Origin of the sequence: Kitasatospora azatica KCTC 9699, from assembly GCF_000744785.1 — a bacterium.
GTDB lineage: Bacteria > Actinomycetota > Actinomycetes > Streptomycetales > Streptomycetaceae > Kitasatospora > Kitasatospora azatica.
The window spans coordinates 67,464-80,187 of the sequence record NZ_JQMO01000002.1; the positions used below are offsets into that span (position 1 = coordinate 67,464).

12 protein-coding genes and 1 pseudogene are annotated in these 12,724 nt (G+C 68.9%); 5 read left to right on the plus strand and 8 right to left on the minus strand.

Translation table 11 applies throughout. The features are described from left to right. The first annotated feature begins 243 nt into the window (after positions 1–243). Entirely contained in the window at positions 244–858 is a 615-nt protein-coding gene (locus BR98_RS00870) for a hypothetical protein (RefSeq protein ID WP_035838991.1), read from the plus strand. A 173-nt stretch (positions 859–1,031) separates the two neighbouring features. After that, a complete protein-coding gene (locus BR98_RS40010) occupies positions 1,032–1,334 on the plus strand; it encodes a hypothetical protein (RefSeq protein WP_198042090.1) in 303 nt (100 codons plus the stop codon). A 10-nt stretch (positions 1,335–1,344) separates the two neighbouring features. Here BR98_RS40010 and BR98_RS40740 read toward each other — a convergent pair. Then, positions 1,345–1,431 (minus strand): annotated as a pseudogene (locus BR98_RS40740) (ArsR family transcriptional regulator); the annotation flags it as partial. A gap of 115 nt (positions 1,432–1,546) precedes the next feature. Here BR98_RS40740 and BR98_RS00880 point away from each other — a divergent pair. Further along, positions 1,547–1,864: a hypothetical protein gene (locus BR98_RS00880; RefSeq protein ID WP_035838998.1), complete on the plus strand. Its 318-nt coding sequence runs from the start codon at positions 1,547–1,549 to the stop codon at positions 1,862–1,864. 102 nt (positions 1,865–1,966) lie between these two features. Here the strand turns inward: BR98_RS00880 and BR98_RS00885 are convergent, their stop codons facing one another. The 5 genes from BR98_RS00885 to BR98_RS38820 form a co-directional block, all read right to left on the minus strand. Next, positions 1,967–3,616 (minus strand): ISAzo13 family transposase, encoded by a 1,650-nt coding sequence (locus BR98_RS00885; protein ID WP_407639401.1) that lies wholly within the window; start codon positions 3,614–3,616, stop codon positions 1,967–1,969. Positions 3,617–3,839: 223 nt separating this feature from the next. Next, positions 3,840–4,160 carry a hypothetical protein gene (locus BR98_RS00890; RefSeq protein WP_035839001.1) on the minus strand — a complete coding sequence of 107 codons (321 nt, stop codon included), beginning with the start codon at positions 4,158–4,160 and terminating at the stop codon, positions 3,840–3,842. Between the two features lie 47 nt (positions 4,161–4,207). Beyond that, positions 4,208–5,029, minus strand: a complete 822-nt coding sequence (gene istB / locus BR98_RS00895) for an IS21-like element helper ATPase IstB (RefSeq protein ID WP_035839004.1) — start codon at positions 5,027–5,029, stop codon at positions 4,208–4,210. Continuing rightward, complete coding sequence (gene istA / locus BR98_RS00900) at positions 5,029–6,297, minus strand: IS21 family transposase (RefSeq protein ID WP_035839006.1); 1,269 nt, start codon at positions 6,295–6,297, stop codon at positions 5,029–5,031. Before istA ends, istB begins: the two co-directional genes overlap by 1 nt. 73 nt (positions 6,298–6,370) lie before the next feature. Beyond that, entirely contained in the window at positions 6,371–6,538 is a 168-nt protein-coding gene (locus tag BR98_RS38820) for a hypothetical protein (protein ID WP_157537246.1), read from the minus strand. Positions 6,539–6,940: 402 nt separating this feature from the next. On the opposite strand from BR98_RS38820, the gene BR98_RS38825 reads away from it, so the two are divergent. Then, on the plus strand, positions 6,941–7,090 hold the full coding sequence (locus BR98_RS38825; protein WP_157537248.1) for a YaaC family protein: 150 nt from the start codon (positions 6,941–6,943) through the stop codon (positions 7,088–7,090). 172 nt (positions 7,091–7,262) lie between these two features. After that, positions 7,263–7,709, plus strand: a complete 447-nt coding sequence (locus BR98_RS00905; protein ID WP_035839008.1) for a hypothetical protein — start codon at positions 7,263–7,265, stop codon at positions 7,707–7,709. A 916-nt stretch (positions 7,710–8,625) separates the two neighbouring features. Here BR98_RS00905 and BR98_RS00910 read toward each other — a convergent pair. Both BR98_RS00910 and BR98_RS40745 read right to left on the minus strand, forming a co-directional pair. Beyond that, a complete protein-coding gene (locus BR98_RS00910; protein ID WP_157537250.1) occupies positions 8,626–12,222 on the minus strand; it encodes a tetratricopeptide repeat protein in 3,597 nt (1,198 codons plus the stop codon). Positions 12,223–12,364: 142 nt separating this feature from the next. Further along, a complete protein-coding gene (locus BR98_RS40745) occupies positions 12,365–12,688 on the minus strand; it encodes a hypothetical protein (protein ID WP_232247181.1) in 324 nt (107 codons plus the stop codon). Positions 12,689–12,724: the final 36 nt, after the last annotated feature.

Below are 12,724 nucleotides of genomic sequence, written 5' to 3' on the forward strand. Positions count from 1 at the left end.
GCATGACGGCCGCTCAAAGGGGTCCATCCCGCACACGGGATGGACAGGGAGCGGGCCGGAACGGCGACCGGCCCGCCCCGGCTGGCAGGAACACTGCCCCCGCCCCGCACGCCACCAACCCCCCGCTTCACCCCCAGCCCGCGCGACACCGACAGCAGGGGGCAGGACGCCATCGAACGGATCTGGCACGATTCCCGTCATCGCCTTGAGGCGGTCAACAGCCCGGTGAAGGCGAGGGAGCACGTGATCTCTGACTACCAGCAGCGACTGCGAGAACAGTTCCTGTCCGTCCCCGTCATTCCGCTCCCCGTCCCCTGGCGCCCGGTCCTGGACCGGCGCACCCCCATCGGCGGACTGCTCGGGATCGGCTTCGCCACCGCCCCCGACGACGGCCGCGACCTGGTCATGGTGGTCTCCGTCGACGGCCACGGGCTCTTCGACGCCGCCACCGGCGAGAAGATCGCCCGGGACCGTGACCCTGACGGCAGCACCCCGGACGCGGAGCCGGATCTCTCCTGCCCCGGGCTCGGCCCCATCGCCGCGACCCGAGTACACATCGCGGGCCTTTTCGGAGGCGGGCTGCACACCACCACCCAGGACGGCTGGACCCTGGAGGTCGTCAGCCCCGAGTGGCCGCACGACCGCGTCCTGCTGTCCGCTGACGGAGGCATACCCCACAACGGTCCGCACGGAGAAAGCTGGTGGCACATCTTCGACGCCAACTACTCCGAACTTCGAGCCGCCGGCTTCTCCCCATCCGGACGCACTCTCGCCGTCGCCACAAGCAGCGACCTCACACTCTGGACCCGTCCGGCACCCAACACGGCTTCCCCGGAAGAGCAGCTCAGCCCTTCCTAGGCTGGAGCCTCACGATGTCGACCAGGGCGGGGGAAAGCGAAGTGGCGAGGTTGCCAATCGTGGACAGGTTGCTTGACGCTCTCCCTGGTCGGGCGCCGTTGCCTCGCCCCCGTCTGGGAGAGCAAGGCTGGGCGCTCGCCTGGGCAGTCGCGGGGACCTTCGCCGTCGTCTATATGTCCTTCACCATCGAGTGCGCCTGGCCGGGGGCGAGGGCTGCCGCTGCCGGCAGCGCGCCCAGCGGCGCCACCGTGGTCACGGACTCCGCGCTGGCCGCCCACGCACTCGACCTCGCAAGCTCACTGTCCATGCTTGGCAGCGCGCTGCGAGAGGTCATTCGGTACAGCGAGGCCCTGGCCGCCGAGCAGGAGGCGGAAGAGATCCGGCACCGGTTGGACAACGAGCGCGCCGCCATCTTCGAACCTCTCGTCGGCGTGCAACTGGCATTGCAGGCACGTGCTCTGGCGAACGCGGACTGACCGCGAAGACGGCGAGTGCGGCCTCGGGCTCCCGCTCGGCCAGCTCTGGATCGTTGAACCAGGTAGTCCGGTGCACCGAACGCCACCAGCGCTCTCGTTGCCGCTGCCCGAGTGACAGCATCGATCAAATGGGCTAATCGTTTGGGTAGCTGCTTATTAGACGCTCTGCGCGTGGTACGCAACCAGGTAACTTCCAACATCCTGGAGCATCCATGAAGGTGAAGCCAAAGATCGGGCCAACGCACGACGCGGCCCTTTTCGCTGAAATTCAGGCAGCGTTCGACAAGTACCCCGATGTCGCGAAGAATTACTCCATCCAGTATATCGGTGGGGTGGTTGACGTCATGAACGTCGACCTTGAGCGCCAGGTTGGTATGTCGAACGTTCAGGACCGCGAGATTGTAACCAAGTTCGTTGACCGGCAGCCCGATCCTGGTCCGCAGCCCACAGACCCGGGGTGCTTCGCGTGGCGGCTGAGGGCGAATGAATGGGTATGCGTCACGTATATGGTTCAGAAGCCCCCTGGGTAGCGAGTGAGGTTTTCTCATCGGAATGATCTTCACGGAGTGGGGCGATCCGCCCGTTCGCGGACGGATCGGACGAGCCGCACCTGGATGGGGGCCGTCGATGAATTAGTGGGTTGATTTGTCCTCGCGGTCTGCGGCTGTCGCGTGCATGACGTAGTTCGCGAGGTCGCTGGGGTCGATCAGGCGGGCGGGGATCGGTTCCGGGTGGTGTCCCAGGTCTTCCAGGATGGGGCGGACCTGCTTGATCAGGGCTCTGATCTGGTTCTCCCCGACGCGGAAGAGGTAAGCGGTCAGCGAGCGGGACAGGCCGCGCTGGTCGAGGATGGCGGCCCAGATGATGTTCTCTGTGGTCATCTTGCGGTGCCGGGGCCGCTCCTTGGGCGGCAGGGCGTCCAACCGGTCGCGGACGCTGACGGTGAGTTCGTCCAGGTCATGGCGCTCGATGCCGGTCAGCAGGGGGTGGGTGGCCAGGGTCGCGCCGAAGGTGTGCGCGTGCCGGGGGTGGGATCTGGGGCCGGGCGGGTGGAGCGGGACGTCGGGGATGCCGGGCTGGGGCGGGATCGTGTAGTTCCACTCCCCGTGGAAGTCTTCCGGGCGGATCGTGAGGGCGGACGCGTGTTGTTCGCTGATCTCGATGCCGGTGGGGTAGCTGCCGGTGTCCAGGCGGGCGGTCACGGTCAGTCCGGTGCGGGTGGTGGTCGCCGAGATGAGGTTCAGGGCGGTCTCGTAGCTGGTCAGCGGGTGGGAACGCCAGTTGAGGGAGATGAAGGAGAACAGGCGGTGCTCGACCCGGTTCCACTTCGAAGTCCCCGGAGGTAGGTGGCACACGCTGATCTCCAGGCCGGTCTCGGTGGCGAGAACGGCGAGGTTGGCCTTCCACGCCTTGGCGCGGGAGCTGTTGGAGCCGCCGCCGTCCGCGGTGATCAGCAGGCGTCTTGCCTGTGGATAGGCGGGCCGCCCTTCCTCGGTCCACCAGCGGCGCAGGCTGGAGACGGCGAACGCGGCGGTGTCGTGATCGGTGCCCACCACGACGAACCCGGTATTGCGGCCCAGGTCGTAGATGCCGTAGGGGATCGCTGTGCCCGTGGCGTGGGAGGGGAAGTCGTGGTCGAGGACCTTGACCGGGGCGCCCGGCGGGGCCCACTCGCGTCCGGGCCGGGCGAAGAGTCCGATCTGCTCCTTCTTCTTGGTGTCCACGCTGATCACCGGATCACCGGCCTGGAGGAACTCGGCCACCGTGGAGTTGAGATGCTGGAACTGCGCGTCCCGGTCTGGGTGGTGGCTGCCGGCCAGCACCCGCGCGTTGCCGCGCAGGCTGAACCCGGCCCCTTTCAGCAGGGCCGCGACAGTGTCGCGGCCCACCTTCCTGCCCTGGGCGGCGAGTTCATCCGCGAGGCGGCGCAACGACTTCGTCGTCCACGTCAGGGGCTTCATCGGATCGCCCTGTGTGCTGTCCTCGACCAGCGCCAGCAAGGCCGGCACCAAACCTGGGTCCCTGTCCGCCAGGGCCGGGCGGCCCGCACCCGACCGCCGTACCCGCCCGTCCGGTCCCTCGCCCGCATCGAGTTCGGCCAGGCCACGGCTGACGCGGCCTTTCGAGACGCCCGCAGCCTGTGCCACCGCGGCAATCCCGCCGTGCCCGAACTGCCGGGCCTCCGCCGCGTACAGGATCCGGCGCTGCCGCTCGTTCAAATGCGGCGTCACCGCCTCGAACTTCGCCCGTAACGACTCCACCGATCCATCAAAGCGCCCCATGCCACATCAACGAGCCCAACTACCGTAAGCAACCCACTAATTCATCGACGGCCCCATGCGAGCAGACGTAAAGCCCCTGGTAGCACCCGCGGTCGGCAGCGGGGTGGGGGCGGCAGCCGTCCGGCCCCAGGCAGGGCCGGACGGCACCGGAATTCGGGTGCGGGACGCGGCGGGCCGGGCCGCAGGCGGCGTGGCGGTGAGCAGACCTCCCCATGACGGACGGTCAGGTGTCGGCGCGCAGCCGGGCCAACGCCGGGCAACGGTCGGCGCCGTGCCCGAACTCGGCCGGGTCGTAACCGTCGGGGCCGTGGACAGGGCAACGGTCCGGCTCGTGGGTGAGCCGGGCACCACACGCGGCGGCGGGACAGGAGCACGCCCGGTCGCTGCTGTACATGTGAACGGTGAAGCTGCGTTCCTCCTCCGCGGCTGCCAGGATCTCCCGGGCCGCGCCGCAGGCCGGGGAACTGGCCTGGTGGCCGGCCCGCGCCAGCGCGTGGTCGGCGGCGGCCGCGAACCTGTCGGCGGCGGCTGAACCGTGACCCACTTTGGTCGGTCGAGATCTGACCCTTTTCGCGTCGTCAGCGCTCGTGTTCAGTCGTTGTCGGTGGCGGGGACGCGACCGAGATCGCGGCCCCGCATGCGGTAGGACTCGCCCTTGAGGGAGTGGACCTCGGCGTGGTGGACGAGCCGATCGATCATCGCTGCGGCGACGGTCTCGTCACCGAACACCTCTCCCCAGCGCCCGAAGGGCTTGTTGCTGGTGACGATCACGCTGGCCCTCTCGTATCTGTTCGAGATCAGCTGGAAGAACAGGTTCGCGGCCTCGGCCTCGAACGGGATGTAGCCCACTTCGTCGACCACGATCAGCGGGTAACGGCCGAGTTTGATCAGCTCGTCCTGGAGCCGTCCTGTGTGGTGGGCGGCGGCTAGGCGGTCGACCCACTGGGCGGCGGTCGCGAACGCGACCCGGTGGCCGGCCTGGCAGGCCCGGACGGCGAGCCCGGTCGCCAGGTGCGTCTTGCCGGTGCCCGGCGGCCCCAGGAAGATCGCGTTCTCGCGGGCGGCTATGAAGTCCAATGTTCCCAGGTGGCCGAGTTGTTGGCGCGTCAGCCCGCGCAGATGGGTGAGGTCGAGTTCCTCGATCGTCTTGATCGCGGGGAAGCGGGCGGCGCGGATGCGGCCCTCGCCGCCGTGGCTGTCGCGGGCGGAGACCTCGCGCTGCAGGCAGGCGACGAGGTATTCGAGGTGGGTCCAGGACTCGGCCTGGGCGCGTTCGGCCAGCCTTTCGGCGGCGTCCAGCAAGGCCGGGGCCTTCAGTGCGCGGGCGCAAAACGCCAGGTCGGCTGCGGTCTGTCGCCCGGTGCGGGCCTGGCCGTCGGGCTTGGCCGCGCTGGTCGTGGGGGTGGGTGTCATCAGGGTTCCTCCTTCCCGGCGCCGCCCTCGATGAGGGTGAACATGCGGTCATAAGTCGCCAGTTCGCGTTGCTCGACCTCGATGCCGAGGCTGTCCGGGGCCAGCAGGGCGGCTCGGGCGGTGGCCGCGCGGGCGGCTTGCTGGCGGATCGCCTCGCCGCGAAGGAGCTGGGCCGCAGCTGCGTGCTCGGGGTCGGTCAGGGTCTGGTGGCGGGCCCAGCAGCGGGTGTGCCGGGCGACGACGTCGTTGCCCGCGATGACGCTGACCTCCTCGTTGTCCGCGCGGACCATCACGGTCTTGCCGATGGCGCGCGGGTGGACGGAGTAGTCGTTGGTGTCGACGCGGACGTAGTGGTCGCGGCCGATGCGGGTGTGGAAGCGCCACCAGCTGGGCGGCGACACAGGCGGAATCTGGAGCATCGCGGCCCGGTCCGCCTCCCAGCGGTCGATGGGCCGGGCGTCGATGGAGCGGTGGATCCGCCGGTTGGCGATCTGCAGCCAGGCTGCCAGCTGGGTGTTGAAGTCGGTGGGTCCGGTGAAGGTGCGGCCGGGCAGGAAGCTGGTCTCCAGGTAGCCGTTGGCGCGTTCGACCAGGCCCTTCGCTTCCGGGTCGCGGGGGCGGCAGAGGTGGACCCGGGTGGCCAGCAGTCCCGCGAACGCCGCGAACTCGCTGGTCAGCCTGCCTTTGCCGACTCCGGCTTCGTTGTCCCAGACCAGGGTCTTGGGGACGGCTCCCCAGCCGTCGGCGAGCAGGCGCCAGTGCCCGTCGATCAGGTCGCCGGTCTGGCGCGACGGCAGCATCCGAGCGGTGATCACCCGCGAGTAGCCCGAGACGATGACCAGAACCGGCGGGCGGCCGGACTGGCCGTAGCCGAGCGGGATGTCGACGGCCGGGAACCACAGGTCGCACTGCGCGAGCTCGCCCGGCTGGTAGACGGTCCGCGAGACCGGGTCGACGGGCAGGTAGGCCGGCCGCAGCTCACGCACTCGTTCCTTCAGGATCGTCAGCCCGCGGGTCCATCCGATCCGCTCGGCGATCACTGTCGCGGGCATCGTCGGCGTCTGTTTGAGCAGCTCGCGGATCGCGGGCTCGAACGCGTCGACCGCCGATCCTTTCAACGGACGCTGGTAGACGGGCGGCTGGTCGGTGGCCAGGGCCCGCTTCACCGTGTTCTTCGAGATGCCCATATGGCGGGCGATCGCCCGGATCGGCATCTGCTCGGCCCGATGCAGCCGACGGATCTCGGCCCAGTCCTCCACGTGGATCACCCTCTCCTCCTGACCCTCTATGAAGATCAGGATGATCAGACGATCGCGAGGTGGGTCACCTTTGATCCGCCGTTCAGCGGTCAGTTTTCACCCGTCGCCGAGAGAACCACGGCAGCGGCGTCCCGTCAGCTCCGGCCAGCGGACGCGTCAGATGGTCGGGGGTGGCGGCGGCCAGATCCCGCGCCAGCAGACGGACGAATCCCGAACGGGCATCACCGGGCGCAGCGGGCTGGGTGGTCATGGCGGGCGGCTCCTGTGTCGATCGGCGTGGCTTCCTGCCGGTGAGCCTAGGAACACCCCCGGCCGCCACCCACCCCCGATTCCGGCCGAGCCGCCGGGCGCACGACCGCGATCGGGGCGCGGGCGCTCGACGGGGCTGTGAGCAGCCAGAGCCGGCCGCCCCCCGGCGGACAGTCAGGTGGTAGTGCGCAGTGGCGCCATGGCCGGGCAGCGGTCGGCGCCGTGCCCGGCCCCGGCCCGCTCGTGGCCGGCCGGCCCGAGGGCGGGACAGTGTTCGCCTGGCTGGTTGGTGAGCCTGGCTGGCACCGGGCACCGGGCGGGGCCGAGGGCCAGGTCACCGCTGGGCCAGTGGGTGCTGCGGCCGTAGCGGTGCCGCTGCAGGACCCGGCGCAGCAGCCTGCCGATGCTGGCCCGCTACCAGCCCGCCCAGTGGGAGCAGCACATCGACATGGACTCCAGCCGCTACGCGGTGCCGATTGTGCAGCTCCTGCAGAGCGCGATCGACGTGCTTCCGCGCCTCGTGCCCGAGGCCATCGCTCAGGTGGCGGCATAGCAGCCAACCCCCTGAGGGCGGCCTGTCAGGCGGCGGCGCCTGGCGTCGCCGGTCGCAGTGCAGGACCCCAAGGATCATCAGCGGCGCGAAGCAGTCCAGGATCTCAGTCGACGTCCTGATCAGCTGCCGCTAGGTTGCAACTGCAGCAGCCAAGGCTCGTTGAGGGGACGGGATGGATCTGCAAGACGTGGTGGAGGGGGCTTCAATTCGTCCCCACAGCGGCATGGTGTTCAAAGTGGTGACTGTTCGCGAGGACTACGCCGTGGTCACCAGTCAGGTCGGTGTCCGCTCGGATGTGCCGTTCAGCAGACTCCGGAGCGCCTACCAACTGGCACGGCCGGAAGAACCGCAATTGTGGCAGCACAAACGATCCGGGCAGGTCATCGAGCGCCTGCAGATGATTACGGCGGGGTACGTCGTGCGAGGCAACGAGCTCGGCCTGTACGTGTTCAATATCCGTCCAACTCCTCGCTGGGGGCGCAAGCAGATGCATGTCACTTGGGCTGAGCTCTCTACCAACTGGGCTCCGTACTGGAACGACACCGTCCTGCACGCCGACACTGACGGTTACCGCCTGCTCGATGACCTGCTCCGTCAGCCCAAGGAATCCAGCACCTGACCGAGCTTGGCTGACGGAGAGGCACCCGGCAGGATCCGTAGCTGGCGCGATGACAGACGAGGGCCGTTGTGACCGCGCTTCTCAGTGAGCCGCAGAGCAGCAGCCACGGGTCGTCCATGTCCCACAGCACGCCGTCCCCGCCGCAGGCAGGACGGCCGCACCGGAGCTCGCTGAGGACGAGGGTGAGGTAGTCCTCGTAGAAAGGCCAGCGAACGGAGCAGTCCAGCAGACGGCCCGGGCTGGTCGGATCGTGGTGCCAGCGGTACCCCGGCCAAGGCGTGGCCGAAGGCCTGTCCGTCCTCGAGCGCGACCGCGCCGGCCAGCGCTGTCAGCACGAACAGCGCCTCCCCACCGTCCTGGAGGTCGCGGTCTGCCGCAGTGCGCATGGCCGGCACACCGCGCATAAGCGCGGCCAGGCGGCGCGGGTAGGTCGGGCGTCGCGTCGTCCAGCGGACACCGGCGTGCCTTGTCTTGGTCGGGCGGGGGAGCTCCTCGGCCGAACGGAATCGGGCCGGGGCATCGTCCGGCCAGCCGACGGGCGCTCGGCTGGCCGGAATCAGGAACCGGTGACCGGTCCTGGCCGCCCGGCGGCGGGCGCGGGAAGGAGGTGGCGGTTCGTCAGCTCGCGGGTGCGGCGGCCATGCCGGGCGCGGGCTGGTGGACGGGCGCAGTCAAGCTCTGGTGCAGCGCGGCAACGATCCCGGCCACGTCCCCGCGCGGACTGACGTGCTCATACATGTCGACTGTGTCGGCCGTCAATGACCATCACGCTCGATCATCCCGAAATGTTGATCAGAGCCGTTAGATCTCCCCGCCTGCGGCCACCTGATGGGGAGTCACCTGGCCGCGCAACCGGCGCTGTCGGCGTGGATTTTCGGCGCCGGTCAGGACGGCTCGTGAACGTTGTATGGCTCGCTCATGGGGGTGCCGATGGAGATGGGGTGATCAGCGGGTTGGCGACCAGGGGCATCGGGGGGTGCGGCCGCTCTGGGAGGCGTTGCAGGTGTTGCCCGGCCGTGGTGGCTGCCACCAGGCCGTTCGGGAACTTGTCCACGATCTGCTGCCAGATGTCCCGCGCCCGATTGAGATCGTCCTCGTGCCGGTGCCGATTATGGCGGGTGCCATTGGCCCCGGCGGCACGGGCCTCCAGGCTCAGAGCGAGGTGAGCCCACTCGGTCGCATTGCCCCCGGAGCGGTCGAGTGCGGCCTCGAAGTGTGGGATCGCCTCGTCGAACCGCCCCCGGCGGTAGGCAATCCAGCCACAGGTGTCCTCACAGTCGGCCAGCTGACCTGCGTCCAGCCGGGCATGCTGAGCTCTCCTCAGCTCGTCGTTTGCGAGCCGTTGGGCGTGGTCGAGCCGGATCCCCTGTTCGGCCAGGTATGCCGCCTGGCGCATGGTCACCATCACCCGCCGGCTGCGCAGCTGTCTTTCATCGTCGGTGCCCACGTTGCGGGTGAGTTCTTTTGTGCAGGCCGTGCGGGCTTCCTCCAATGCCTGCAGCACGGCGTCCGGGCACTCCTCCTCGGTCAGCAGCTCGGCGAGTCGGTCCAGCCGCCGGGCCTCGCCCACGCCACCGCGGTCGGCGGCCAGAGCGGCCCGCAACGCGACGATGGCGGCCTTGGTCCGGCCGAGCAGGTGCAGGATCTCCGCTGTCTCCTCCTGCACCCCGGGGTCGAAGGCGCGGTGCGGGCCTGGCTCGCGGGTAATGGTGGTCAGTTCGTGCAGGGCCTTCTCGAGCAGCTGCTGCCGCTCCTTGCCGCTCCGGGTCTCGGCCTGCTGACGGTAGGTGTAGGCGAGTTCGCACCGTGCGCGGTCCCGCTCGGAACCGGCCTGGAGGAGGTCGACGAGCCGCCGCAGGTGCTGCTCGGCCAGCTCGTACTGGGAGAGTTCGCGGTAAAGCCCGGCCAGGGTGAAACGGGGGTAGGCGTACAGCGGGGCCAAGCGCAGTGCGTCCAGACAGTCGGGCAGGGCGTCGGCGGCGCGGCCCTGCGCGGCGTACACCTGCCCACGTCCGGCGAACGCGCGGGCATGGGCGGGAAGGTGAGGGGGGTCTCCGGCGAGCTCGATGACCTCGAAGTCGGTTCTGATGGTCATTCGCACCGGCTGCCGTTCGAGTGCCTGTGTGTAGGTGTCGATTGCGCCCTGGTGAAGCAGATCCGCGGCCTGCTGATGTTCGACACTCTGCTGTGAATCGCCGAGTGATGCCTGCACCTCGGCGTGCTCCACCTGCCATAGCAAGGGCATCGGCACGTTGCCAGGCAGCTCGGTGTCCACGGCCTCCCCCAAGCATGCGGCGGCCCGCGCCAGATGCCGCCGCTCCGCGTCCGAGGCCGAGTGCGCGGTGGCCAGTGCGAGATGCAACAGGCCCAGCTGCCGGGAGACGAAGCGCAGCTCGGGCAGCTCGGCGGACCACGTGTCGAGCAGGTACTCGATCTCCGTGATGGCTGCTTCCAACCGCTCCCGGCTGGTCGATCGGTTGAGATCCAGGGTGGCCGTGTTGGCGCGCGCCCAGGCCCGCACCCAGCGTTCGCGGGGTCTGCGGTCCCAGCTGGGATCTGGTGCGGCGAGCAGATCGGCGTGGCTCAGGTCCGGGAGGTAGGCGTAGTACGCGGTGCCGGGTGCAGCTGCCCGGCTACCCGGGCGGGCCGGCGGCGAGCTTTCGAGGGCTTTGAAGAGCACGTTCATGCTCTGGTGCAAGTCGGTGCCTTTCGGGTGCTGGGTGAGCGCGATCCCGGCCAGGCCGAGGGCCCCGACGGTGTCCCCCTCGAGCTGGAGGGCCCGGGAGAGCATCAGCCAGGGCTCGGGGTCGTCCGGATTTCGATGGGCGGCGACGGTAATGGCGTCGGTCCGGAACCCTCCGATCCACTCGAGGTCTGAGGTGAGGCGCGCCATCGCCTTCAGGGCGTCGGACTGACGGGGATCCATGGTCAGCGCACTGATGTATCGGTCCAGCGCCTTGTCCTGGTAGCCCGGGTCTTGGGCGGAATCCTCGATCAGCTTCCCGATCTTGGCCTCGATCTCTCCGGTATTCGCTCCCCACTTCAGAGCTGCCTGCTGATGACGTTCGGCTTTGGCCCTGTGCCATTTTTGGCTGGGACCGGATCGCAGCCGTGCAAGCTCTCGCTCGCATGCGGCCTGCTCCAGGTAAACGCTCGCGATGCGATCGGCCAGCGGTCGCACGCTCGATTGCTCGTTGCCAGCGACTAGCCGACGGGCCCTCTCGTCGTACAGGTACTGCATCGCATGCCGCAGCAGCCGATTGGCCAACGAAACCTCGGTCAGAACCTGCCGCCGTCTGCCCCTGCCCCTGCGCACGGCCCGGTTGTGGGCCTGGCGCAGTAGTGACAGGCCGAGCCAGTACGCGGCGAGCGCCCCTTCCGTGGAGTGGTCCGCGCCGACTTCGGTGGCCAGAGCCGACTGCACCGCCTGTGCGAGCAGGAGGTCCCGGTCGCCAGAGTCCGTCTTCTTGTCGGCAGCCCGATCTAGGTAGGTCCTGGTCAGCTGGAAGCGGGCGGGCGCGAGATCAGGGTCGAGGTCGATTGCCTGCCACCAGAGCCGAGTTGCCGCGTTTTCGGTGACCGTCGATACGGGCAAACCAATGGCCGCGCCCACGCGGTCCTGTTCGCTCTTGACCGTCCCGAGATTGTGGTAGGCAGCGGCGTACTGGGGACTGTGCACTAGTGCGGCACGGAAATGCTGCTCCGCGCGGTCGAGGTACTGGAGATCACCCTTGTGCAGGAAGTGGTCATAGCATTCCAGCCCGTCGACAAGCATCTCGAAGCTGTGCACGTCGGCGCCAACGGCGTGGCCCTTGGGCTGCTCCAGCTGAATCCGGTGGGCAAGTTTGCGGGCCAGTACGGCCCCCGCTCGGCACAGGTCACCGTCGATTGGGGTCTGCTCCGTCCAGCTCTGGTTCCTGCCGCCGGACCTGCTGGCCACCACGACCAGCATGCCCCGGTTCTGTACCAGGGATCCCCGCATGGCCTGGCCGAGTATCCGCGCGAACAGTGTGATGACCGCTCCGACCTGGAGCTTGAACGGCCCCAGGGCCACTGTGCCCACTTCCGTGGGTTTGATCTCGGCGCCCAGCCCTGCCACCGCCACCCCGGTCCGGAACGGCACCCTCGACAGAGTGACCTGTATCGTCTTGCCGCGGCCGCTGGCCGGATTGAGCACATCGGCCGGCTGATGGAACGGCTCCTGCGTCACCAAGTCGCGAATCCGTCTGAGTTCAAGGTCCAGCAGCTCGGCGAAGCCGACCGCAACCTGCTCCATCTTGTCCCGTTCGGCCCCGCCAGACAGGTTCCGGAACGGCAGGATGCGGACCGTGTGGAAGCCTCGCAGGCTGACCGCGATCAGGAATGTCCCCAGCAGCAGTGCCAGCACGGCGGGCACCGTGCCCCTCCAGTGGGCCGCGCGGTCGGCGATTCCGGCCAGCGCGATCCCGAATAGCGCCACCCCAAGGAACAGCACGAACAGCTTTCCCCCGAACGCCCAGCGGTACAGTCGCACCAGCCGGCGCAGGCGCCTCGCACCGTACGGGGGCCAGGACCACACTAAGCGGGTTGACTCTCGCCGCAGGTGCTTCATCGAGGGAATGACTCGCTCCTCTCCCGAGCCGCTATCTCCAAGCTCCCTCTGTAAGCAATGGCCGTCAACCGCTCCACTTGGGGTGGGTTGGCCCTGCGACCAACGCACTGGCTGCGCGTCTGGTGACCTGTGCGAGCTTGTCTTCCGCTCCGGCCAGGCTGACACGGAGTCCTTCAACCTCACCGAGCCAGCCTTCGCGTTCGGCTTCGGCGATGCGGGCGATCGCTTCGGTGACGCCGCCGGGGCGCAGGCCGTGGCCGACGTTGCCGTGGCCGACGTTGCCGTGGCGGTCGATGCCGTGGAAGGCGGGGTCGGTGGGGTCGGTGGGGCCGAGCAGCTGGACATCGCTGACGCCTCGGTGCTGGTGGAGTCCGGCCAGCGACCCCATCTGGACTGGCTGACCTCAGGTCGGCGTGCCTGGCCG

Bases quoted from the DNA above. Each gene is read 5' to 3' on its own strand.
- BR98_RS38825 (WP_157537248.1), top strand. From the start codon at position 6,941: ATGCTGGCCCGCTACCAGCCCGCCCAGTGGGAGCAGCACATCGACATG.
- BR98_RS40745 (WP_232247181.1), bottom strand. From the start codon at position 12,688: ATGGGGTCGCTGGCCGGACTCCACCAGCACCGAGGCGTCAGCGATGTC.
- BR98_RS00885 (WP_407639401.1), bottom strand. From the start codon at position 3,616: ATGGGGCGCTTTGATGGATCGGTGGAGTCGTTACGGGCGAAGTTCGAG.
- BR98_RS38820 (WP_157537246.1), bottom strand. From the start codon at position 6,538: ATGACCACCCAGCCCGCTGCGCCCGGTGATGCCCGTTCGGGATTCGTC.
- BR98_RS00880 (WP_035838998.1), top strand. From the start codon at position 1,547: ATGAAGGTGAAGCCAAAGATCGGGCCAACGCACGACGCGGCCCTTTTC.
- BR98_RS00905 (WP_035839008.1), top strand. From the start codon at position 7,263: ATGGATCTGCAAGACGTGGTGGAGGGGGCTTCAATTCGTCCCCACAGC.
- istB (WP_035839004.1), bottom strand. From the start codon at position 5,029: ATGACACCCACCCCCACGACCAGCGCGGCCAAGCCCGACGGCCAGGCC.
- BR98_RS40010 (WP_198042090.1), top strand. From the start codon at position 1,032: ATGTCCTTCACCATCGAGTGCGCCTGGCCGGGGGCGAGGGCTGCCGCT.